This window comes from Pseudomonas sp. ZL2, from assembly GCF_054788455.1.
This window is the reverse complement of record NZ_JBGOGX010000006.1, coordinates 18746-40270: the sequence shown is the minus strand read 5'-3', so window position 1 is coordinate 40270 and position 21525 is coordinate 18746. Positions and strand designations below refer to the sequence as shown.

Sequence of the window (21525 nt, the reverse complement as noted above, 5' to 3'; positions counted from 1 at the left end):
TGGACCAGCAGAGAGACAACAAGACATCAGAAAAAACCAGAAACAACAAAGCCCGCACAAGGCAGGATTTGTTGGGCATTTCGTAGAGGCCTCAGACAGCTAGAAATCAGATATCTGGTGCGGAGACAGGAATCGAATCTTGGCAATTCAGACCAGCAAATACTGAGATTTAAAGAAAATAGTCGCCCAACGTATCCCTAAATCGAAAACCACCTGCCAGTGACCGCACCTGAGTCCTCGACAGTCAACACTGATACCTGTCTTTGATTACCCGATCATAGTAAGCACCAACTGAGCCTGCATTCATCAGGCCCTGATGCACCTCTGGCGGTACCCCGCAGAAATCGTATGTGCGACCCTGCTTGAATGTGATCTTCATTCTCCGCGTCGTAGCGTCGTAACCAACGGCAGTAATAGCGGATGATCTGACCTGGACCATTTGCATCGCGTATTCCCTCGCTCTTATGGTGGCCATGATGGCCAGCCCCGGCAGATACTAGGACACCTGATCGGCTCCCGTCACCTGAGCACCGACAGCCAGCACTAAGAAAAGACTTCTGACCACCTTCAACTCCGGGACCCCTGCAAAATTTCCATTAGCACGGGGTCGGAAACCCGCGCCGTTTTGCTAGCGGCTGCCGGTTGACGATGGTTGACAGTTGACGAGGTTGACGGTGCCAGCAGACCAGCCACATCAACTATCATTTGCTCCTGGCCAAAGAAAAGCCCGGCTTTTAGCCGGGCTTCCTGTAACGCACTTCGGATCAAGCGTTCTTCACTTGCGCTGCAACCATGATTTCATTTTGACGCTTGGTCGCCTCAATCAGGACAGTGCTGTAGATACGCTTCTTCTCGTCAGATTTCGCATTGCGAATGAATTCAGCGAAGGGGCTTTTGACCTTCTCAGAACGTGACTTGAACGGGTTCATGGGTAGCTCCTAGGGCATTGCGTTCCCAATCGCGGCAACCAGTTGCTCGCGGGTGAAGCGCTCGGGGATATGGTAGTCAATCTTTTCGACGCCAGCCTTGTAGAGGCGGTCCGAATTGTCGATGTGCTTCTGCAGGAGATCGACGTGGATGTCTTTACCATACTCTAGCTTAAGCCTGTTCACGACGTCACGCGCCGCAAAATGCTGCTCGACGAAATGCTCCACGAGGATCCGCCGGCCTTCAGCCTGCTCTCGCGCTTTCACGAACTCCCAGGCCAGCAAGGGATTCTGGTAAACGTAGAGGATCTGGACGTATCGTCCTTTGGCCAGGGACCTGTCGACATTTTGTCTCGCAACGTCGAGATTCGCTAGGGTGCCGTCGAGCAAAAAAGACTGCCTTCTATCCAGCGCGAAGTCGAGAATTTTGGAAACAAGAATCGAGACGGCGCCTTGGAAAAGGTAGGCGTTCCCTCCCCTGTACTCAGGGAACTCACTTCTCAGTTCGTCTGGATCTATGCGCAGGATCGCAGAATTGGAGAAGAGGGTCACCAAGGCAATCGACGCCTCGGTCTTGCCTGCACCCGGAGATCCTGACATGAAAACCGAGACTGGCTCCTCTTCAGCCGGATAGATATCGATTGACGTCAAACGTCGTCCGATAGCCTTCTTGTTGCTCCTCGCGAAGGCTATCGCATCATCCCAAATCCGCTGCTCATCGGCCGTAAAGGGCATCCGTTGCATCCTCTGAGACAAGCTTCCCACTAGGGTTAGCGATTCAGCCGCCCCGAGAAGCAAAAAACCGCCCGAAGGCGGTTCATCAGCCCGATAGAGTAACTGAACACTATCGACAACTCTGGTGCCGGAGACAGGAATCGTATCAATACACAAAACATTGAGTTTTATAAATATTATTTTCAGGGGAAAACCTTTCTACCCCTAAACTTATCCCCAGGCTTTTTCTCATTGCACGACACCGTAACGCGCCCAAAGCAGCACTCAAGGAGCTAGAAGACACCAAAATCATGGAGTAATACAATAGAACTAACTATTGACATACCCCATCACCAAACTTTAGTTGTCGCATGCGCTAACGCAGAGTTTGACCTGAGACAGGATTTGCAAAACGGACGAGATTACAAACCACAAACGGCCTATACACCTCTCCGACTACTCAATCTGACCGATTTCGAACCAAGCAAACTTACACCCCGAAACTTATGAAAAAATGTCAACACTGCCCAATGAACAATCGCTATTTACACATAAAACTTATGAAATACAAAGACCATAAAATAACATCAGAAAAAAGGCAGAGCTATTTCTTCACGATATAGGACTACCACCTCTTCCGCTTTGATAAGCTCGTAAACATGCGAGCTTTGCATCATTTAGAATTGAACGAAACTGGAGCTAGCAGATAAAAATCTCTAGCTCCAGAAACGCCGTCTCCGCCAAATCAAAGACAATCGATTTCCACATTATTTTAAAGTGGCTTTTTCGACACATCCAAATTTAACGTACCCAATACTCGGTTCGCGCGCGCCCGTCCTTTCGAACTATCACCGGCAACCTCATATAGGGAAGCCATGAGATCAGATTTGAGCTTTTCCAGTTCCGCCCTATCACTCTCGGCCACCTGCTTAAGTCTATGGTAGTTCTGAACCGCTTCTTCTAGATCAGGCCGAAGTTTAATTCCGGCTTCAACAGCAGAGCCTAGGGCTTTGAACTGCATATCCATATCAGGTGCAGCACCATTTTCAAGCGACTTGTTGAACTCATGAATTTCACTACGTAGCCCTTTCGACAGGGACCACTCAAGTTTGTTCATTGATTGGTCCTGTAACAAACCACCTGCTTCTGTAAGCCAGTCGATCTCCGGCTTTAAAAGTTGTGCAGTTGCTACAGTAATCGGCTCAAAAACGAGCCTAACGACATCGTTATCATCTAACCGCGCGCCACAGACGAACTCCGCAAGAAAAGGCAGAGTGCTAGTCATTGTGGCAACTTTTGGACGGGGCCGCCACGCTTCCGAGTTCTCCACTTTAAACAACCCGTAGTCTTCAGTGACGAGGTAACCGCGAGCGACGTAATCAGCACCGCTCTGCGTCTCGGCCATAAATAATAACATCTTCAAGTCACGGTCGATTCTTTCAACCTTGAGGTCATCACCGCGGAAGCTCGCCTTCAAACGATTTTCCTCTTTCTTCTGCATAATTTCCGTCAAAGAGCGCAGTGTTTCAACATCACATTCTGCAACTTCAGAAGTATCAATGATTTTGTAGTTGACTAAACGCTTGATGGTGTGCGCTAGATAATGTCTCCCCTCATCTAGGTCGAGGTAACGATCAAGATATGAATCCCACGAGAGCGCTGATGATTTAGATAGAGCATAAGCATACCCTCTCACAACAGCATTCCAAACATTTGTATCAATGGCCGGAAGCGGTAGACGACCGATGCTTCCTTGGAACCGATTGTAGGTAATAGGAGAGCGCTGTATATGATCTAGAGTCTCATCAAATACGGATTGCGGAATAGCAATCTCTACTCCCTCAGCGGAAAACGCCTCCAACGCGATTTTGACAGACTGGTGTTCAGGTAAATCCTCGATGATGAGTTTGAGCACCGCATCCGTATCCAGCGCCATTATTTTCCGGCGCAATACGTTTGATTGCCATTGTTTACCAACAGGATCCACATTCCTAATTGCTAACGCAGCATAAGCGCGCACAAAAGGTGCCAGCTTTTTATTATGCTCGGCATCCTCAATGAACCCAGCGATTGCAGCTAAAACTGTGCGCCCTAGATCTGGCCCAACATTTTTAGACAATAGTCGGTGCAAATCAACCTCAACATCACCATTTACCTCAATGCTGTAGCGCTCAGTTTTGTTCGGCCCTATGAGTCTTATTATGTAGACCAAGGCGTCTTTAACATTTTTCTCAACATAGCCGAAAACAGCATCACTCAAACCAGCATGCTGCCTCTTAACCTGTTCCGCGACCCACTCCTGGACATAAGAATAAGCGCCATCAACTGATTCAATGAGCCGACCAAACTTACCTAATGCTTCCGTCGACGCCTGATACCTCCCGTTATAAAATTCAATTTCACTAGAGTTTCGCAGACCACTTATCGCAGAGTTTAGTTGTTCATCCTCAATACGACGCTCAGGGTGAGCGCCCCTTACCTTTTTTAAAAGATCATGTTTTTCAATACCATCTCGACTACTCGCAATAATACCTAGGACAGTACGTTCAAAAAGCTTGCCCTTTACGAGTCGAGAATTAGCACTCAACGCATAGGTTGCCATTGCTACAAAAATGGATTTCTTTAACGTATCACTTGCCTCTGCGAGAGGATCAGGAACCTCCAACAACCTATTGACTTGCGTGCGAATATCGGTACCGAGGTGCCTAGAAAATATTTTTGACCCTGATAGACCCAGCCGCCTTGCCAAATAGTCCCGATCCCGCACATCCACAGCTATATTATGAGCTAATCCTTGCGAAGCCAACTGCCTAGCAACCGTGGATGAGCACTCATCCCTAAAAACCATGACCAAAGTGTTCGCACTAATATTGTTCTCTTTAAGCTTCTTCAAAGTGTCAGAAACTTTGACCTTTTGCGCTTTTTGAGAGCTAACCTGCACGGCAATAAAGCTACTGGACGGACCACTTTTTGATTCAAGAGAGTAGTAGGAGTCCTGATAGCCATCTAATCCGTGATCATGCCGCCCACCAAACTTTCGCAACCTCGGGAGATCATCCTCCGCCAATATATCACACACCATGACTTCGAACTTCTCCCAGTCGATGGGCTGATCCAGCGCAAACCTTATAGCGTCTCCATTAACCATGTTACTCTCCAATATATCTTGTAAAAAATAATCGTAATTTCACTATAGGCAAGGAGTAGTCTGGAATCTTACCTTCTAGCTCTCTAGAGAACACCACTCTCCTTGCGATGGCGCCAATTTTAGCTTCCGAACGACAAAATAAAAAAGACAACAAAAACAAAAACAAAAACAAAAACAAAAAAAGTAAAAGCCCAAGATTTACTGACTAACAGACCCTTATAGAAAGCTTACAATTCTTCAAACCTCGACACTAATATCGTTCACACTGACGACCCCCCCTAACACTAACAGAGCTTATTTAGAACCACACATAACATATCACCAGACCTGAGCACAAGAATAAGCACGCACAGAACGCCTAAAAACATCATACCTTAGCGATCAGAATACCCATGATTTTTGCAGTCGACCAGCCAGCAACCGCACGGTCAGCAAGTAGTAGTACCGCGTTGCTTCGCTGCGGTTAGTTAGACGATGATCGAGAAACCAAACCACATGCTTTTTCTGCCAGGCCCAAGGCGTCTGTCGTTGCCAGCGCTCTGAGATTTCAACTTGGATGATTCTTGCCTGGCGCAAATGGCGTTGCCGGGTCGCGAGCGAGCCGGTTAGCACGCTAGCCAAAAACAACTCCATATCGAATGGCTTGCTCATATCCTTCCTCCAATGTAGGCCGCGACCACGTCGATCCGACCATGCCCCAGTTCATAGCTGATCTGGCTTCGGGCCTCACGATCAAGGTGCCTATCAACCCGGGGACATTGGCCGCTGTTGATTGGCGCAGGGTGTTGGGTGATTTGCTCATAGCGCTCACATGCGTACGCCGCTCGTAGCTCATGGAAGCCTTTGAGGTTGTGTGCATGCAGGACGTCCCGCGCTGGGCGGATGATTTCCTGCAGAACAGTCAGATAGCTTTCGTCTGGCGCAATTAGGTTGCTGCTACTCGCAGGCGACGCTTGCCGTGCAAACCCAAGTGCGTCTTGAACATGGTGGTCCACCGCAATCCAACGCGGTGCCGAGGCACCAGCGCGGCCGCCTTTGGTGCCATCCTGAATGTTAATCCTACCTAGATCGTTAGCTTCACGGCTTAGCCGTGGTAGGTCAGCCAAGATGGCCTCACGCATGCGCATGCCGGTGGCCCGCGCTAACAGAACAATCGCGGCGGCCCGTTGGTGATGCTGGAGGCAAAGCGCATGGGCGATCTGCTGAACCTGTTGGCGGTTTTGGCCCTGAGGTACCGAGTGTCGAACCCCGGTACGCTGCATACCCAACGCCTTGCTCGGACTGGGCAATTTCACACACTGATCACCGCGCAGCGCCGCCATTGTCCTGTTAACGCTGGATAGGCGGTTTTGTGCGGTGCTGATGGCGAGGCTACCGCACTCAACCGCATCGCGCAGGTACGCCGCATAGTCCGCCAATACCTTCCGATCAATCTGCCGCGCATCATTGATACCGGGCCCTTGTTCGGAGCGGCACCATCTGACGAATGCCTGCCACCGATCACAGTGTGCCTTCACCGTGCCGTAGTGGCCGCCGCCGAACATGTCTTTCAACGCCTGCGGCCCTGCATAGCTCAGTTGCCTGCCGTAGCCGAAATTACGGCCATCGCGTCTACCCACCAATGCCATGTCGAATCACCTCATCGCCTGGTCTCCGATCCTCGCCCCACGTCATCCCGCCAAGAATGTTGAGTGTTATCAGGGATCAAGGCCCCTGCGACCTGTGGGGAATGTCCACTACGCGGGACTGGCGGCTCCTTACGTCCGGGAGCAAGGGCATCTCATGATCTGGCCTCCTGAGCACCGTTACCGGTGGGCGGGTGGAGGCTGCATTGGCTGACGAGACCAGCGCCGCGAGATCCTGAGCCGGGTTAACGCAGCGATGCGATGACCGGGGCATGCCTGACTGTCAGTCAGCTGCAGTCCACTCCGTGGTCTGCGGCACCATCATCTACATCGCTGTTGCTGGTGACATCGGCGTTTGTCACGCCGATTGTCACGAGTGGAGTAGCCGCAAAGCCAAGTGCAATGAGGGCTGCAGCAGTGCTAGAAGCGCCCGTCTCTTTCCAGGAGAAAGAGACGGGCGCAGGTTGGCGCAAGATTCGGCCAAGCGGATAGGTTGCTGCAGGGCAGCGAAGTAGGAAGTGTCGTCTGGCGCACAAGGGCCATGATCTGAAGTAGGCATCCATCACCGGGGGGGTGACCGGGCGAGCTGCCGGATGCGAATCGCCATTTGGGGGGAGAACCACCGCGAGAGCGGCGTGACCTTGAAGGCTCTGGTCACCTGGGGTGCTGTCAACGACAGCCTTTGCACTGTCTTTTCTACGCTCGCAATTCGAGGGGGTCAAGCGACTCGCCCGCTGGATTTTGTGGTTGAAAATGACATTGGGCGTGTACGGAATCCCGTGGTTTCCAGTGGCCGATTTGGTGTTTTTGATTTTTCAGATGAGGTCCATCCAAACAGGGCGGCTTTGCAGCCCTGTTTGGATGGACCCGTATGGAGAGCGGATCACCGAAATTTCAAAGCCGTGCGCTCACTCGATTGCGCCACGCCTTGCTCTTAGGCTAGAAACGTTTGTCCCGGCCTGATTCGCGAACTCATGCGGCGAAATATGCTCCTGCCGGTTCGCTTCCAGGTAACGGCTCCACCAACTCATGATCATTCGCCGTTCCTCCAGGAACTCGGCCTTGTGGATATACGCCGCCCGAACGTTGTTGCGCTCCCTGTGGCTCATCTGCCGCTCGATAGCCGTCTCTGACCACAGCCCGGATTCAACCAAGGCACTGCACGCCATGGACCGGAAGCCATGCCCGCAGATTTCGGTCTTGGTGTCATAGCCCATGTTCCTCAGAGCACTGTTGACCGTGTTCTCGGACATTGGCTTCCACGAGCGAGCGTCACTGGTGAACACCAAATCGAAGTACCCCGTGATCGCATGAATCTGTTCGAGCAACGCCACCGCTTGCGGCGACAGCGGGACCAGATGGATGTCGCCCGCCATCTTCGTACCTCTGGTCGAATACGGGACGCCATCCAAAGCGGACCGCGTGTCAGGTATCTCCCATATGCCGCACTTCAGGTCGAACTCACTCCAGCGTGCGAAACGCAATTCGCTGGACCGAACAAACACATGCAGCGACAGCATGACTGTCAGCCGAGTGAGCGTGCGCCCCTTGTAGTTCTCGATGCGGTCCATCAACTCCGGCAGACGAGACAGCGGGAGTGCAGGTCGGTGCGTAACCCGTGGCGCGCTGATGAAGCCTTCAAGGTCATATGCCGGGTTCACCGTGATCAGCCGCAGCCGCTTTGCCTCACGCATGATACTCTGCAGGTAGTTTTGTACCCTCAAAGCTACATCAATCGTGCCGCGCTTCTTGATCGCCTCAAGCGGCTGCATGAGGTCGAAGGTATCCAGATCAACGACGGCGCGTGCGCCGAGCAGCGGGAATACGTGAGTCTTCAAGCGACTGAGCACAGTCCTCGAATGGCCAGGCGCCCACTTCAGGGACATTTCCTTATGCCAGTCCAAGGCAACGCGCTCGAATGTGTGGCCTCTGACAACCGCCTCGGCCTTGGCCTGTTGCTTGGATTCAATCGGATCAATGCCCTCAGCCAGCATCCGCTTGGTCTCCAGACGCTTCTGCCGAGCATCTGCGAGACCAATGACGGGATAGTTGCCAAACGAGGTCAGCCCCTCTCGCCCATCCGGTTTTACATACCTGAAGCGCCAGCCTTTACGGCCATTGGGGTAAACGAGGAGGTAAAGACCGTCACCGTCGAAAAGCTTGTAGGGGCGGTCAGTAGGCTTGGCCGAACGGCAGGCGGTGTCGGTCAGGGGAGCAGTAGTACGAGCCATAAGGGTAAACCCCTTTATCGAATCGACTTTATCCCAAACGTTACCCCTAAATCGGCTGGCAGCTGTCGGAATCCGACGGAACGCCATAACGAAAAAACCCGCCAGAAGGCGGGTTTTACGGGGGTTCCAGAGATTTTGGTAGCCTTCGCTGGAACGTGAACTGGTGCCGGAGACAGGAATCGAACCTGCGACCTTCGCGTTACGAGTGCGCTGCTCTACCGACTGAGCTACACCGGCGTGGCGATAACGCTACCACTGCCGGGTCGCTTTCGCAAATCACTGTTTATTAACAGCAATTGCGCCGGTTTCAGAGGGCTTTGCAGCCTGCCGGGGCGAGGTCTTCGCTGAGGGTGCTGGTGCAGGCCCAGCCAGTCGCGGCGCGGGTCAGGGTGATGGTTTTGTCGGTGGCGATGGCCGGGGCGTCGATCAGGGTGCAGACGATGCTGCCCACGCCCGTGGCCGCGGTGCCGCTGGCGGCAATGGCGCAGTGGGCGGTGCGCTCCTGGCCGCCCAGGGCGGCGACGTTGGCGATGTCTTTGCCTTCGTTCAGGCGCAGGTCGAAGGCGGTCTTCAGGGCAGAAATTTCTACCAGGGCCGCCGTGGCTTTGGTGCGTACCTGGCTGTTGGTGTAAATCGGCAAGGCGATGGTCGCCAGAATGCCGATGATCGCCACCACGATCATCAGTTCGATCAAGGTAATACCGCGTTGCCCTTTCATGGACACTCTCCCTCACAAAATCAGTTCATGCCGGCCGCAGTGGTGCGGCGCCAGCAGGCGCGCCAGTAGGCCCGAACAGACACCTTTTGTCACCCCGTGGCGGTCATTCGGTCGCTCTGGCTCGACTACTCTAGTGGGCGGCGGGCAACCCTGCCCACCACTCGGGGCCTGGAGCTGTTACCAGGCTTGTGCAAGGCAGCGCAACAAGGATGTGGCGATGACCGAAAGCAACCGGATGTACAGCTGGCAAGGCACTAACGCCCAGGGCGCCTTGATCAGCGGCCAAAGTGCAGCGCGCAGCCCGGCGTTGATCAGGGCGCAGTTGCGCCAGCGCGGGATTCGCCCGGGGCGTATCGCCAGTGTGCGCCCGCCACTGTGGCAATGGCGGCGGCCACTGGATGGCAAGGCGCTGAGCCAGTTCAGCCGTCAGTTGGCCACCCTGGTCAAGGCCGGGGTGGCGCTGTTGCAGGCGTTGGATGTAGTCGCCCAGAGCAGCGCCAACCCGGCGATGGCCAGCCTGCTGGGCGCAATCAAGGCCGATATTGCTGCCGGCAGCAGCCTGGCCACGGCACTGCGCCGGCACCCGCATTACTTCGATCGGCTGTATTGCAACCTGGTGGATGCCGGTGAGCAGTCCGGCAGCCTGGAGGTGGTGTTGGCCCAGGTCGCGGCGCTGCAGGAGCAACGCCAGGCCCTGCGCGCGCGGCTTAAAAAGGCCATGACTTATCCACTGCTGGTGCTGCTGGTGGGCTTCGGGGTGTCGGCGCTGTTGCTGCTGGAGGTGGTGCCGCGCTTTCAGTCGTTGTTCGGCGGCTTTGGTGCCGAACTGCCGGCCTTTACCCAACAGGTGATCGGCCTGTCGCAGTGGTTGGGGGCACACTTCTGGTGGCTGTTGATAACTTTTGGCGGCGCTTGTGCCGCGGGGGGTTGGGGTTATCGACACAAGCCTGCGTTGCGTTTGTGGCTGGTGCGCCTGGCCCTGCGTTTGCCGGTGCTTGGCAGCCTGCTCCGGCATGCCGCCCTCGCCCGCTTTGCCCGCACCTTGTCGACGTCGTTCGGCGCCGGGGTACCGTTGGTGGAGGCGCTGGGGACGGTTGCCGGGGCGTGTGGCAATCCGGTGTATGAACAGGCGCTGCACAAGGTGCGCGAGGACCTGGCCAGTGGTCTAGCCTTGAACGTGGCATTGCGCGCCAGCGGCTTGTTCCCGGCGCTGGTGGTGCAGATGTGCGCCATTGGCGAGACAGCCGGCACGCTGGACGATATGCTCGCCAGGATCGCCAGCCACTATGAACAGGCCATCGACCACCTGCTCGACACCCTCACGGCCCTGATTGAGCCGTTGATCGTGCTGATCCTGGGGTTGCTGGTGGGCAGCCTGGTGATCGCCATGTACCTGCCAATCTTCCAGCTGGGCAATGTGATCTGACCATGAACCTGTTGAACTCCCTGGCCAGCCAGCCACTGATTTACCTGAGCATCGCCCTGTTGCTCGGGCTGATCGTCGGCAGTTTTCTCAATGTGCTGGTGCATCGCCTGCCGATCATGCTCGAACGCCAATGGCAGGCCGAGGCACGCGAGGTGCTGGAGTTGCCTAGCGAGGCACAAGCGCCGCGCTTCGATCTGTTGTTGCCGCCGTCGCAGTGCCCGCATTGCGCCCACCGTATTCGCCCCTGGGAAAACATACCGGTCATTAGTTACCTGGCCTTGCGCGGGCGCTGTTCCGGTTGCCAGGCGCGCATCAGCCCGCGCTACCCGCTGGTGGAACTCGCCTGCGGGGCGCTGACCCTGTTTGTCGCCTGGCGCTTCGGCGTCACCGGCACCGCCCTGGCCCTGCTGGTGCTGAGCTGGGGCCTGCTGGCCATGAGCATGATCGACATCGAGCATCAACTGCTGCCCGATGCCCTGGTGTTGCCGCTGTTGTGGCTGGGGTTGATCGTCAATGCCTTCGAAATGTTCGTGCCGCTGGAGGATGCCTTGTGGGGCACGGTGGCCGGTTACCTGAGCCTGTGGTCGGTGTTCTGGTTGTTCAAGATGGTTACCGGCAAGGAAGGCATGGGCTATGGCGACTTCAAGTTGCTGGCGATGCTGGGCGCCTGGGGCGGCTGGCAGATCCTGCCACTGACGCTGCTGCTGTCGTCCTTATTGGGGGCGTTGATCGGGCTGATTATGCTGCGCCTGCAGCGCAAGCAGGCCAGCACGCCGATCCCCTTTGGTCCCTATCTGGCCATCGCGGGCTGGATCGCGCTGCTCTGGGGTGGTCAAATAACCACTTCCTATCTGAAATATTCCGGATTCTGATGACCACCGCTGCTTTCACCCCCTGGATTCTCGGCCTTACCGGCGGCATCGGCAGTGGCAAGAGCGCCGCTGCGCAGCGCTTTGTCGAGCTGGGTGTGCACCTGGTCGACGCCGACCAGGCCGCGCGCTGGGTGGTCGAGCCGGGCCGCCCGGCGCTGGCCCGTATCGTCGAGCGTTTCGGCCCGGGGGTGCTGCTCGAAGACGGCCAGCTCAACCGCGCCGCCCTGCGCGAGCTGATCTTTGCCGACCCGCAGCAGCGCCTGTGGCTCGAAGCGCTGCTGCATCCGTTGATCGGCCAGGAGATTTTCAGCTACCTGGCCAAGGCCGAGTCGCCCTATGCGGTGTTCGTTTCGCCGTTGATGGTGGAGTCCGGCCAGTACAAGCGCACCGACCGCCTGCTGGTGATCGATGCACCGCAGGAGTTGCAAGTGCAGCGCACCCTGCTGCGCGACCAGACCAGCGCCGAACAGGTGCAGGCCATCCTCAAGGCCCAGGCCAGCCGCGAAGAACGCCTGCGCCACGCCCATGACGTGCTGGTCAATGACCGCGATCTGGACTGGCTGCGCTCGGAGGTCGACCGCCTGCACCACTTTTACCTGACTTTGCGAGGAGGCCAAGCATGAGCCAACCAACAACCGTAGATTGCCCGACCTGTGGCGCCCCCGTGGAATGGAACGCGGCTAGCCCGTTCCGGCCGTTCTGTTCCGACCGCTGCAAGCTGATCGACCTGGGGGCCTGGGCCTCGGAAGAACACAAGATTCCGGTCGCACCGGATGCCGAAGACGAGTTGTTCTCCGGCGATATCAACCCGCACCACTGAGCCGTCAGCGCTCGGGGTCGTCATCCTTCCACGGGGCCTGCAGGTAGCGGGTCCGGTTGAAGGTCTCCAGCCACTCCGGGCAGAACACCACCAGGGCGCTGACCACCATGCCGTTGATGAAGGCTTCGGGGAAGATGATCAGCCACAGGTAGCCGATAAAGTCCTCGATCCACTCCGGCATGACGAAACGCCCGTCCATCCACAGCAAACCCAGCCCACCGAGCAGGCACAACAGTGCCGACAGCGCCGCGGCAAAGAACCCCGAACAGAAGATATAAACGAACAGGTTGCGCGGCTGTGCCCGCTCCACCAGGATCGCGCACACTTCGGTAACCAGCACCGGCAGGCCGATCAGCAACAGGCCATTGACCCCCATCGCCGCCAGGTCCTGGCGCCCCAGCGCCAGCAGGCCGAGCTGCGCCAGCAAGCCCCCGACAATCGCCAGCGGCCAGTCCAGCAGCAGGGTCACGGCGGTCATGCCGATGAAGTGATACGACACCCCGGTGTCGAAGTCACGCCGCACCAGCCACAGGGCAAACAAGGCGAACACCGTGCCGAACAGCAAGTGCTGGCGACGGCTGTCAGCGAACAGTTCGAGCCAGCGGGTACGCGCCACCGCCCAGATCAGCACAGGCACATAGGCGACCCAGGCGATAGTCAGGGTCTGGCTGGAAAGCACGGCGGCACTGATCACGGCAAATAACCCTTGTTCGAGTGAGGCAATAGGCGTGGGGGCAGTCTACACCTCGGGGCGGGCTTGATCAGCCTCGGTGGTTGAGGAAAATGCAGGCGTGGCGCGGCGCCGCGCACCTGACGCAACCAGCAGCACAATGGCTGGGACTATCACCATGCTGGCGCCGAGCATGGCGCCCCGCAGGCCGATCACCTCAAGCGCCCCACCGCCGATGATCACCCCCAGGCCGATTGCGCCATTGAGCACAGCCGTATGCAGGGCCGTGGCCGGAACGGTATGGGCGCCGGCGATGCGCAACACCCAGGTCTGCAGGCCGGTGAACAGCGCCGAGATGGCGACGCCCCAGACCATCAGCAAGGTCGCCACGGCCAGCAGATTCAACTCGGGCCCGAGCAGGCCCAGGGTCAGCAGCGCCCCTGCCATGGCGATCAGGGCCAGGAGGATGAAGAGCTTGAGGTAGCGGTCGATGAAGATCGCGCTCAGCAGATTGCCGATAAAGCCCGCAGCACCGAAGGCAAAAAGCAGTGCTGCGATCAGCACCGGCGTGATGTCACGCACCTGACTGATAAAGGGCTCGACAAAGGTGTAGGCGGCAAAATGTGCGGCCGCCGTCAGCGCGGTTATGGCGAAGGTGATCAGTAGGTCCCGGCGCCTTAGCACCGCCGCATAACCCGTGCCTGGTGCTGCGGCAACCAGGCCAAGATCAGGGACGACCAGGGCGATTGCCCCGGCACTGGCGACACAGAGCAACGCCAGGCAAGCAAAGGCGGTTCGCCAGCCGTCGTACTGGCCCACCAGGTTGACCAGTGGCACGCCCATGACCGTGGCGAGGGTGATGCCGCCCAGCACGATCGAGGTGGCCAGGCCCATCTGCCGGGCGGGCGCAATCAGGGCGGCGGTGGCGGCCACGGTGGCCCAGAACACGCCATGGGCCAACGCCCCCACTGCCCTGGCCCCCAGCAGTGCAGAAAACTCCGGGGCGATTGCCGAGAGCGCATTCGATGCCGCCAGTATCAACATCAGGGCGATCATCAGCGGCTTGCGGCCAATCCAGCGGCTCAGGCTGTTGGCGAGCAAGCCGCTCAGCGCGCCGATCCAGGCATACACGGTCACGCTGAGCCCGACCGTGGCGGGCTCCTGCGCCAGGTCGGCGGAGATCTGTGACAACAAACCGATCGGGGCAAACTCGGAGGTCACCATCGCAAAGGAGGCGATGCACAGCACCGTCACCGCGCTCCATATCCGCCAGACTGACACAGCCATACGCACGTCCGTCCCTGTAATGAGCTGAACTACACCTCGGGATTGGCCTGATCAGCCTCGGCGGGCGCCTTAGGTGCCTCGAACAGGCGGAACACGGCGCCTTCCACCAGCCAGTCCGGTGGTTGGCAACTGGGGTTGCGCTGCTGCTCGATGACGCTGATGGTGGTCGCCGACACTTGCACATCGGCCCAGGCGCCGTAGCAGCCGAACTCGTTCAGGGTCAGGCGCACGCGGTAGTCGCCGGGCATGACGCTGAGCACCTTGGGGTTGAACTCGGCGTAGCTGCGCACGATTTCATCTTCGGCGCCGCGATGGTCAATGAGTTTGACGCTGTAGGGCGCTGAATCGCCCTCCTTGAGCACTACATAGCGGCCATCCGGGGTGTCGTAAGGCACGGTAGGCGTCCAGAACAAAAAGCCCACGCCATATACCAACAGGCCGCACAGCACCGTACCGGAGCCAAATACACCGCCCATCTTTACTACGCTCATGTTTCTTCCCTGATATTCGAGCCCACAACGGGTGCGCAGTCTAGGCGCTAGCTTACCGGCGCAGCAATGGCTTGCAGACATTTCCTGCAAAGCTCAATTGAACGCTAAGCTTGTGCCCATGGACGACTCAGACTACTTGCGCCTGCTCACCATTCAGGCCGAACAAGCCAATGCGTTTCTATCCAATGCCCGTAAATGGGAACGTGAGCGTTGGGTCTGCCAGCGCCTGCTGCAAGGCCTGAATATTCCCTACCGCAGCGAAGACTTTGCCGCCGCCGGGCAAGAGCCGCCTGACGTGCTGTTTCGCGATGCCGCCTTCGAGGTGTTCTTTGTGCTGGATGAAGGCCGGCGCCTGAACGACGAATGGCGCGAAGAGCTGCAGCGCCGGCGCAGTGCCTTTTCATTGAGCCAGCTGGTGCGCCGCGAAGCCCGGCCACGGCGGATCAGCGCCCAGGAATTGCTGCAGCGCCTGGCGCCGACTCTGCGTAAAAAATCGCACAACTATCAGGAGCGCGGCCTCGACCTGAGCGAACTGGACATCATTGCCTTCGCCAGCCTCAAGCGCGAAGTGCTCGACCTCAACAGCCACTTTCCGCCGCCCACCGAATACCTGCGCCAGGGCTGGCGCTCGTTGTCACTGGTGGGCCCGACCTTTGCCCGGGTGCTGTTTGCCCACCCGGATGCGCCGGATTTCCTGCGCGGCAACCTGGGGCGCAGCATCGTTTTTGATGTCGGCATAAGCCTCTGAGCTGGCCCCCTGCCAACGCCCGATGGCATAAATTCTGCGCCGGTGATACAAAGCGCAATCATTCGTTATAAAGACAGCCAAGTGACTGAAAGATGGGCGACCTTCGAGCTACTACAGTGAACACTGTAGCTTTCCCACAGTCACATGCGTCTATCTGACGAGGCCCTCATGACCAGCCGCCTGAATCCCGAAGACCAGCGTCGCGTCGATGAATACCTGCGAGCCCCCCAGCACCAAGTCGAGCGCAAGCCGTTCCGGCCCTGGCTGCTCCTTCTGCTGGTGGTGGTCGTGACCGTTGCACTCGGCTTGTTGAGCCGCCTCTTGAGTCATCTGGTGCTATGAGCTGCCTTGCGCTCGCCCACAACGCCCGCCCCGTGCGGCCTGCCACTCAAGACCCGAATTCCGTAAACCTTATGAGATATCTCCATGACTCACCGTATTGTGATTGTCGGCGGCGGCGCCGGCGGCCTGGAACTGGCGACCCGCCTGGGTAAGACCCTGGGCAAAAAAGGTAGCGCCAGCATCACCCTGGTCGACGCCAACCTGACGCACATCTGGAAGCCGCTGCTGCACGAAGTGGCGGCAGGCTCGCTCAACTCTTCTGAAGACGAACTGAACTACGTGGCCCAGGCCAAGTGGAATCACTTCCAGTTCCAGCTCGGGCGCATGAGCGGCCTGGACCGCGAAACCAAGCAGATCCAGCTGGCCGCCACCCTTGATGAGGACGGCCGCGAGCTGCTGCCTGCGCGTACCTTGGGCTATGACACCCTGGTGATCGCGGTGGGTAGCAACACCAACGATTTCGGCACCTTGGGCGCGGCGCAGCATTGCCTGTTCCTCGACACCCGCAAGCAGGCCGAGCGTTTCCACCAGCAGTTGCTCAATCATTACCTGCGCGCCCACGCCGGCGATCAGGCCAATGAGCAAATCAGCGTGGCTATCGTCGGTGCCGGTGCCACCGGTGTCGAGCTTGCGGCCGAGCTGCATCACGCAGCCCATGAGCTGGCGGCTTACGGCCTGAATCGTATCCAGCCCAAAGACATGCACATCACCCTGATCGAAGCCGGCCCGCGGGTACTGCCAGCACTGCCGGAGCGCATCAGCGTGCCGGTGCACAAGACCCTGGAAAAACTCGGGGTGACGGTGATGACCAACGCGGCGGTCAGTGAAGTGACTGCCGATGAACTGCGTACCAGCAATGGTGACGTGATTCAGGCCAGTCTGAAGGTCTGGGCGGCGGGTATTCGTGCGCCGGGTTTCCTCAAGGATATCGACGGCCTGGAAACCAACCGGATCAACCAGCTGGTGGTGCGTCCTACCCTGCAGACCACCCTGGACGACAACATCTTCGCCTTCGGCGACTGCGCCGCCTGCCCGCAACCGGGCAGCGACCGCAACGTGCCGCCACGGGCGCAGGCTGCGCACCAGCAGGCGTCGTTGCTGGCCAAGGGCTTGAAGGCGCGTCTGGAAGGCAAGCCGTTGCCGACGTATGCGTACCGGGATTATGGCTCGCTGGTGTCGCTGTCGCGCTTTTCGGCGGTGGGTAACCTGATGGGTAACCTGACCGGTAGCGTGATGCTGGAGGGCTGGTTGGCGCGGATGTTCTATGTGTCGCTGTACCGCATGCACCAGATGGCGCTGTACGGGACCTTCCGCACGCTGATGCTGATGCTGGGTAGCCGGATCGGGCGCGGGACTGAGCCGCGGTTGAAGCTGCACTGATGCTGGATTGGCTTTGAGGGCCTCATCGCGGGGCAAGCCCGCTCCCACAGGTATGGCGGTGTTTCTGTAGGAGCGGGCTTGACCCGCGATGGCGTCGGTACAGTCGATGTAAATGTGCTGCTGGCAAGCCAGCTCCCACAGGTCCGTGGTGTAGGTTTTACTTGAGGACCCGATAGGTACTCTGCACAAACCCGCTCTCAAAGGTGGTGCTGCGCATATGCTGCAGCGTCACGTCCTTCGCCAGGGCCCCGAACAGCGGGATGCCACTGCCCAGCAACACCGGTATGCGGGTGATGGTCAGTTCATCCAGCCGGCCTTCGCGCAAGAAACTCTGAATCACCTGCCCGCCATCAAGGTACAGGCCCTTGGCGCCTGTTTCATTCAGGTGCTCGACCAGGTCGGCGACCGGCCCCGGGTGCACTTCGACGCCGTGCTGCATATCGGCCTGCTGCAAGGTGCTGCTCAGCACCACCACACGCTTGTGCGGATACGGCCACTCGCCAAAGGTCAGGACCTTCTCGAAGGTGTTGCGGCCCATGACCAGGGTGTCGATGGTGGCCATGTACGCCGCATAGCCGTGATCGTCACTGGAGCTGGTGGCGACCATCAGCCAGTCCAGTTCGCCGCTTTCACGGGCGATGAAGCCATCGAGGCTGGTGGCGATGTAGACGGAAGTTTTCAGGGGCATGGCGCGGCGTCCTTGCAGGAAATAGCCGGATAGTATCAGGCAGGCCGCAGAAACGAAAAAAGGGCACCTTTTGCAAGGTGCCCTTCTTTCTGAATATGGTCGGGGTAAGGGGATTCGAACTCCTGACATCCTGCTCCCAAAGCAGGCGCGCTACCGGACTGCGCTATACCCCGGTAAAAAAAAGGCACCGATTAAGGCGCCTTTTTTATGGCTGGCTGCTAATGGCAAACCAACCTTTTAAGATTTGAACCCAGCGTACCGGCTTCAAAAATGGTGGGTCGTGTAGGATTCGAACCTACGACCAATTGGTTAAAAGCCAACTGCTCTACCAACTGAGCTAACGACCCAAAAATGGTCGGGGTAAGGGGATTCGAACTCCTGACATCCTGCTCCCAAAGCAGGCGCGCTACCGGACTGCGCTATACCCCGGCTTGAAATTTGGCTCCGCGACCAGGACTCGAACCTGGGACCCAATGATTAACAGTCATTTGCTCTACCGACTGAGCTATCGCGGAACTATCAATTTCAATTACAACAGTGCTGCAATTTCGAGTGCTGTATCACTACCGCTTCGAACTCTTCGACCTTGTGCATCGCTGCGTTCATGTCTCTGAGGCGCGCTATTCTACAACCTTCAAAACCCTTGTCAACCCCTAATTTGCATTCAACTTACTGATTTGCAACTTTTTTTCAGATTCCCAATTTTGCCGGGAAACTGCGGGGTGACATACAGCGGGGCGCACTTTACAAGCACTCGAGAAAAAATGCAAAGAAAAAAGGCCTCGAAATTCGAGGCCTTAGCGTAACCCGCCGAAAACTCAGGCGAAGACGATCTCTTCGCCCTCTACCTTCGCCGTAATGGCGCTGCCTGGCAGGAACTGGCCCGACAGGATCAACTGCGCCAACGGGTTCTCGATCCAGCGCTGGATCGCCCGTTTCAGCGGCCGTGCGCCATAGACCGGGTCGTAACCGACGGCGATCAGTTTATCCAGCGCCTCGGGGCTGAGCTCCAGGCTCAGGTCGCGTTCGGCCAGACGGCTGCGCAAGCGGCCGAGCTGGATCTGGGTGATGCCGGCAATCTGCTCGCGACCCAGCGGTTCGAACACCACCACTTCGTCGATCCGGTTGATGAACTCCGGACGGAAGTGCGAACCCACGGCGTCCATTACCGCCGCACGCTGTGCTTCACGATCGCCCACCAGTTCCTGGATCTGCGAGGAGCCCAGGTTGGAGGTCATGACAATCACGGTATTGCGGAAATCCACCGTCCGCCCGTGGCTGTCGGTCAGGCGACCGTCTTCAAGTACCTGCAGCAACACGTTGAACACATCCGGGTGAGCCTTCTCGACCTCGTCGAGCAGCACGACGGCATAAGGTTTGCGCCGCACGGCTTCGGTCAGGTAGCCACCCTCTTCGTATCCCACATAGCCTGGTGGTGCACCGATCAGGCGAGCCACGGAATGTTTCTCCATGAACTCGGACATATCGATACGCACCATGGCCTCTTCAGTATCGAAGAGGAATTCGGCCAACGCCTTGCACAGCTCGGTTTTACCGACACCGGTCGGGCCGAGGAACAGGAACGAGCCGCTTGGGCGGTTCGGGTCCGACAGGCCGGCACGCGAACGACGCACAGCGTTGGACACCGCGACGACCGCTTCTTCCTGGCCGATCACCCGCTCGTGCAGCAGGCTTTCCATCTTCAGCAGTTTTTCCCGCTCGCCTTCGAGCATCTTCGACACCGGGATGCCGGTCCACTTGGAGACGACTTCGGCAATCTCTTCTTCGGTGACCTTGTTACGCAGCAGCTGGTTTTCTGCCTTGCCGTGCTGGTCGACCATCTGCAGACTGCGCTCCAGGTCCGGGATCACCCCGTACTGCAGCTCGGCCATGCGGCTGAGGTCGCCCTTGCGGCGGGCAGCTTCAAGCTCCTGACGCGACTGTTCGATCTTCTGCTGGATCTGCGCCGAGCCCTGCACTTCGGCTTTTTCCGAGGTCCAGATCTCTTCCAGGTCAGCGTACTCGCGCTCCAGCCGGACGATCTCTTCGGTGAGTTTCTCCAGACGCTTGAGCGCGGCTTCGTCGTCTTCTTTCTTCAGCGCCTGGGATTCAACCTTCAGCTGAATCAGGCGGCGCTCCAGGCGGTCGAGCACTTCCGGCTTGGAGTCGATCTCCATGCGGATGCGGCTGGCCGCTTCGTCGATCAGGTCGATGGCCTTGTCCGGCAGTTGCCGATCGGTGATGTAGCGGTGGCTGAGCTTGGCCGCGGCGATGATCGCGCCGTCGGTGATCGCTACCTTGTGGTGCACCTCGTAACGTTCTTTGAGGCCACGCAGGATGGCGATGGTGTCTTCTTCGCTCGGCTCTTCTACCAGTACTTTCTGGAAACGCCGCTCAAGCGCCGCATCCTTTTCAATGTACTGGCGGTACTCGTTCAGCGTGGTGGCGCCAACGCAGTGCAGCTCGCCACGGGCCAGGGCCGGCTTGAGCATGTTGCCAGCATCCATCGAGCCTTCGCCTTTACCGGCGCCGACCATGGTGTGCAGTTCATCGATGAACAGGATGATCTGCCCTTCCTGCTTGGACAACTCGTTGAGCAGGCCTTTGAGGCGCTCTTCGAACTCGCCGCGGAACTTGGCACCGGCGATCAGTGCGCCCATGTCCAGCGACAGCAGGCGCTTGCCTTTTAGGCCATCCGGCACTTCGCCATTGATGATGCGCTGGGCCAGGCCTTCGGCGATGGCGGTTTTACCCACGCCAGGCTCACCGATCAGCACCGGGTTGTTCTTGGTACGGCGTTGCAACACCTGGATGGTGCGGCGAATTTCGTCGTCACGGCCGATCACCGGGTCAAGCTTGCCGTCTTCGGCGCGCTTGGTCAGGTCGACGGTGTATTTGTCCAGGGCCTGGCGCGATTCTTCGGCGTTGGGGTCATTGACCGCCTCGCCGCCACGCAGGTTGCTGATGGCGTTTTCCAGGGCTTTTTTGGTCACGCCCTGGCCGAGCAGCAACTTGCCGAGCTTGCTGTTCTCGTCCATGGCCGCCAGCAGCACAAGCTCGCTGGAGATGAACTGGTCGCCCTTCTGCTGGGCCAGGCGGTCAGCCTGGTTGAGCAGGCGCGCCAGGTCCTGGGACATGTTGACGTCGCCGGTGGGGTTCTGGATTTTCGGCAGTTGGTCGAGCTCTTTGCTCAACGCCTTGCGCAGGCTGTTGACGTCAAAGCCGACCTGCATCAGCAGCGGCTTGATCGAGCCGCCCTGCTGATCGATCAGGGCCTGCACCAGGTGCGCAGGCTCGATGGCCGGATGGTCCATGCCCACGGCCAGGGATTGGGAATCGGATAACGCTAATTGCAGCTTGCTGGTCAAACGGTCTATTCGCATGGGTTACCTTCCTTTATGGGCAGGTCGGAGCGATGGACACACCTGATGAAGAAAAA

General features: G+C 58.0%; 20 protein-coding genes and 5 tRNA genes. 7 read left to right on the top strand and 18 right to left on the bottom strand.

What is annotated here, in order from left to right; all coding sequences use genetic code 11:
- Positions 1 to 244: 244 nt before the first annotated feature.
- The 9 genes from ABM562_RS08920 to ABM562_RS08880 form a co-directional block, all read right to left on the bottom strand.
- The gene (locus ABM562_RS08920; RefSeq protein ID WP_460421497.1) at positions 245 to 439 is read right to left on the bottom strand and encodes a KTSC domain-containing protein; all 195 of its coding nucleotides are present in this window, start codon (positions 437 to 439) and stop codon (positions 245 to 247) included.
- 325 nt (positions 440 to 764) lie between these two features.
- Entirely contained in the window at positions 765 to 929 is a 165-nt protein-coding gene (locus ABM562_RS08915) for a hypothetical protein (protein WP_178082781.1), read from the bottom strand.
- Positions 930 to 938: 9 nt separating this feature from the next.
- Entirely contained in the window at positions 939 to 1661 is a 723-nt protein-coding gene (locus ABM562_RS08910) for a zeta toxin family protein (protein WP_460421479.1), read from the bottom strand.
- 751 nt (positions 1662 to 2412) lie between these two features.
- Positions 2413 to 4788: a hypothetical protein gene (locus ABM562_RS08905; RefSeq protein WP_460421477.1), complete on the bottom strand. Its 2376-nt coding sequence runs from the start codon at positions 4786 to 4788 to the stop codon at positions 2413 to 2415.
- Between the two features lie 381 nt (positions 4789 to 5169).
- Positions 5170 to 5439: a hypothetical protein gene (locus tag ABM562_RS08900; protein ID WP_460421475.1), complete on the bottom strand. Its 270-nt coding sequence runs from the start codon at positions 5437 to 5439 to the stop codon at positions 5170 to 5172.
- Positions 5436 to 6416: an integrase domain-containing protein gene (locus ABM562_RS08895; protein ID WP_460421473.1), complete on the bottom strand. Its 981-nt coding sequence runs from the start codon at positions 6414 to 6416 to the stop codon at positions 5436 to 5438. Before ABM562_RS08895 ends, ABM562_RS08900 begins: the two co-directional genes overlap by 4 nt.
- Positions 6417 to 7321: 905 nt before the next feature.
- Positions 7322 to 8644 carry a tyrosine-type recombinase/integrase gene (locus tag ABM562_RS08890; RefSeq protein ID WP_460421471.1) on the bottom strand — a complete coding sequence of 441 codons (1323 nt, stop codon included), beginning with the start codon at positions 8642 to 8644 and terminating at the stop codon, positions 7322 to 7324.
- A 161-nt stretch (positions 8645 to 8805) separates the two neighbouring features.
- Positions 8806 to 8881 (bottom strand) — tRNA-Thr (locus tag ABM562_RS08885).
- A gap of 70 nt (positions 8882 to 8951) precedes the next feature.
- A complete protein-coding gene (locus ABM562_RS08880; protein WP_134061371.1) occupies positions 8952 to 9362 on the bottom strand; it encodes a pilin in 411 nt (136 codons plus the stop codon).
- A gap of 217 nt (positions 9363 to 9579) precedes the next feature.
- Between ABM562_RS08880 and ABM562_RS08875 the strand changes: the two genes are divergently transcribed.
- Genes ABM562_RS08875 through yacG form a run of 4 tightly spaced genes read left to right on the top strand, consistent with a single transcriptional unit; the run spans position 9580 to position 12480 of the window.
- Complete coding sequence (locus tag ABM562_RS08875; protein ID WP_460421469.1) at positions 9580 to 10788, top strand: type II secretion system F family protein; 1209 nt, start codon at positions 9580 to 9582, stop codon at positions 10786 to 10788.
- Between the two features lie 2 nt (positions 10789 to 10790).
- Positions 10791 to 11660, top strand: coding sequence for a prepilin peptidase (locus ABM562_RS08870; RefSeq protein WP_460421467.1), 870 nt, complete (start codon positions 10791 to 10793; stop codon positions 11658 to 11660).
- Positions 11660 to 12283: a dephospho-CoA kinase gene (coaE, locus tag ABM562_RS08865; protein ID WP_460421465.1), complete on the top strand. Its 624-nt coding sequence runs from the start codon at positions 11660 to 11662 to the stop codon at positions 12281 to 12283. The genes ABM562_RS08870 and coaE overlap by 1 nt, the downstream gene beginning before the upstream one ends.
- On the top strand, positions 12280 to 12480 hold the full coding sequence (gene yacG, locus ABM562_RS08860; RefSeq protein ID WP_258578397.1) for a DNA gyrase inhibitor YacG: 201 nt from the start codon (positions 12280 to 12282) through the stop codon (positions 12478 to 12480). The genes coaE and yacG overlap by 4 nt, the downstream gene beginning before the upstream one ends.
- 4 nt (positions 12481 to 12484) lie before the next feature.
- Here the strand turns inward: yacG and ABM562_RS08855 are convergent, their stop codons facing one another.
- The 3 genes from ABM562_RS08855 to ABM562_RS08845 are packed head-to-tail and all read right to left on the bottom strand — an operon-like array spanning position 12485 to position 14928.
- On the bottom strand, positions 12485 to 13174 hold the full coding sequence (locus ABM562_RS08855) for an energy-coupling factor ABC transporter permease (RefSeq protein ID WP_045200823.1): 690 nt from the start codon (positions 13172 to 13174) through the stop codon (positions 12485 to 12487).
- 45 nt (positions 13175 to 13219) lie between these two features.
- Entirely contained in the window at positions 13220 to 14437 is a 1218-nt protein-coding gene (locus ABM562_RS08850) for an MFS transporter (protein ID WP_460421463.1), read from the bottom strand.
- Between the two features lie 29 nt (positions 14438 to 14466).
- Positions 14467 to 14928, bottom strand: a complete 462-nt coding sequence (locus ABM562_RS08845; RefSeq protein WP_346617012.1) for a hypothetical protein — start codon at positions 14926 to 14928, stop codon at positions 14467 to 14469.
- A 118-nt stretch (positions 14929 to 15046) separates the two neighbouring features.
- Here ABM562_RS08845 and ABM562_RS08840 point away from each other — a divergent pair, with 118 nt between their 5' ends.
- The 3 genes from ABM562_RS08840 (at position 15047) to ABM562_RS08830 (ending at position 17398) form a co-directional block, all read left to right on the top strand.
- Positions 15047 to 15676 carry a DUF1780 domain-containing protein gene (locus tag ABM562_RS08840; RefSeq protein WP_010220617.1) on the top strand — a complete coding sequence of 210 codons (630 nt, stop codon included), beginning with the start codon at positions 15047 to 15049 and terminating at the stop codon, positions 15674 to 15676.
- A 168-nt stretch (positions 15677 to 15844) separates the two neighbouring features.
- Positions 15845 to 16018 carry a DUF3094 family protein gene (locus ABM562_RS08835; RefSeq protein ID WP_081492759.1) on the top strand — a complete coding sequence of 58 codons (174 nt, stop codon included), beginning with the start codon at positions 15845 to 15847 and terminating at the stop codon, positions 16016 to 16018.
- Between the two features lie 84 nt (positions 16019 to 16102).
- Positions 16103 to 17398 carry an NAD(P)/FAD-dependent oxidoreductase gene (locus ABM562_RS08830; protein WP_460421460.1) on the top strand — a complete coding sequence of 432 codons (1296 nt, stop codon included), beginning with the start codon at positions 16103 to 16105 and terminating at the stop codon, positions 17396 to 17398.
- Positions 17399 to 17555: 157 nt separating this feature from the next.
- Here the strand turns inward: ABM562_RS08830 and ABM562_RS08825 are convergent, their stop codons facing one another.
- The 6 genes from ABM562_RS08825 to clpB all read right to left on the bottom strand — a co-directional run bounded on the left by ABM562_RS08825 (position 17556) and on the right by clpB (position 21469).
- Positions 17556 to 18086, bottom strand: coding sequence for a dihydrofolate reductase family protein (locus ABM562_RS08825; RefSeq protein ID WP_093379425.1), 531 nt, complete (start codon positions 18084 to 18086; stop codon positions 17556 to 17558).
- Between the two features lie 96 nt (positions 18087 to 18182).
- A tRNA-Pro gene (locus tag ABM562_RS08820) sits at positions 18183 to 18259 on the bottom strand.
- Between the two features lie 98 nt (positions 18260 to 18357).
- Positions 18358 to 18433 (bottom strand) — tRNA-Lys (locus ABM562_RS08815).
- Positions 18434 to 18438: 5 nt separating this feature from the next.
- Positions 18439 to 18515: transfer RNA gene (locus ABM562_RS08810), tRNA-Pro, on the bottom strand.
- A 10-nt stretch (positions 18516 to 18525) separates the two neighbouring features.
- Positions 18526 to 18601, bottom strand: a tRNA-Asn gene (locus ABM562_RS08805).
- 303 nt (positions 18602 to 18904) lie between these two features.
- Positions 18905 to 21469, bottom strand: coding sequence for an ATP-dependent chaperone ClpB (gene clpB, locus ABM562_RS08800; RefSeq protein WP_115085291.1), 2565 nt, complete (start codon positions 21467 to 21469; stop codon positions 18905 to 18907).
- Positions 21470 to 21525: the final 56 nt, after the last annotated feature.

Bases quoted from the DNA above. Each gene is read 5' to 3' on its own strand.
- ABM562_RS08875 (WP_460421469.1), top strand. From the start codon at position 9,580: ATGACCGAAAGCAACCGGATGTACAGCTGGCAAGGCACTAACGCCCAG.
- ABM562_RS08830 (WP_460421460.1), top strand. From the start codon at position 16,103: ATGACTCACCGTATTGTGATTGTCGGCGGCGGCGCCGGCGGCCTGGAA.
- clpB (WP_115085291.1), bottom strand. From the start codon at position 21,469: ATGCGAATAGACCGTTTGACCAGCAAGCTGCAATTAGCGTTATCCGAT.
- ABM562_RS08850 (WP_460421463.1), bottom strand. From the start codon at position 14,437: ATGGCTGTGTCAGTCTGGCGGATATGGAGCGCGGTGACGGTGCTGTGC.
- ABM562_RS08895 (WP_460421473.1), bottom strand. From the start codon at position 6,416: ATGGCATTGGTGGGTAGACGCGATGGCCGTAATTTCGGCTACGGCAGG.
- coaE (WP_460421465.1), top strand. From the start codon at position 11,660: ATGACCACCGCTGCTTTCACCCCCTGGATTCTCGGCCTTACCGGCGGC.
- ABM562_RS08915 (WP_178082781.1), bottom strand. From the start codon at position 929: ATGAACCCGTTCAAGTCACGTTCTGAGAAGGTCAAAAGCCCCTTCGCT.
- ABM562_RS08845 (WP_346617012.1), bottom strand. From the start codon at position 14,928: ATGAGCGTAGTAAAGATGGGCGGTGTATTTGGCTCCGGTACGGTGCTG.
- ABM562_RS08825 (WP_093379425.1), bottom strand. From the start codon at position 18,086: ATGCCCCTGAAAACTTCCGTCTACATCGCCACCAGCCTCGATGGCTTC.
- ABM562_RS08905 (WP_460421477.1), bottom strand. From the start codon at position 4,788: ATGGTTAATGGAGACGCTATAAGGTTTGCGCTGGATCAGCCCATCGAC.
- yacG (WP_258578397.1), top strand. From the start codon at position 12,280: ATGAGCCAACCAACAACCGTAGATTGCCCGACCTGTGGCGCCCCCGTG.
- ABM562_RS08910 (WP_460421479.1), bottom strand. From the start codon at position 1,661: ATGCCCTTTACGGCCGATGAGCAGCGGATTTGGGATGATGCGATAGCC.
- ABM562_RS08835 (WP_081492759.1), top strand. From the start codon at position 15,845: ATGACCAGCCGCCTGAATCCCGAAGACCAGCGTCGCGTCGATGAATAC.
- ABM562_RS08890 (WP_460421471.1), bottom strand. From the start codon at position 8,644: ATGGCTCGTACTACTGCTCCCCTGACCGACACCGCCTGCCGTTCGGCC.
- ABM562_RS08900 (WP_460421475.1), bottom strand. From the start codon at position 5,439: ATGAGCAAGCCATTCGATATGGAGTTGTTTTTGGCTAGCGTGCTAACC.
- ABM562_RS08870 (WP_460421467.1), top strand. From the start codon at position 10,791: ATGAACCTGTTGAACTCCCTGGCCAGCCAGCCACTGATTTACCTGAGC.
- ABM562_RS08840 (WP_010220617.1), top strand. From the start codon at position 15,047: ATGGACGACTCAGACTACTTGCGCCTGCTCACCATTCAGGCCGAACAA.
- ABM562_RS08880 (WP_134061371.1), bottom strand. From the start codon at position 9,362: ATGAAAGGGCAACGCGGTATTACCTTGATCGAACTGATGATCGTGGTG.
- ABM562_RS08920 (WP_460421497.1), bottom strand. From the start codon at position 439: ATGGTCCAGGTCAGATCATCCGCTATTACTGCCGTTGGTTACGACGCT.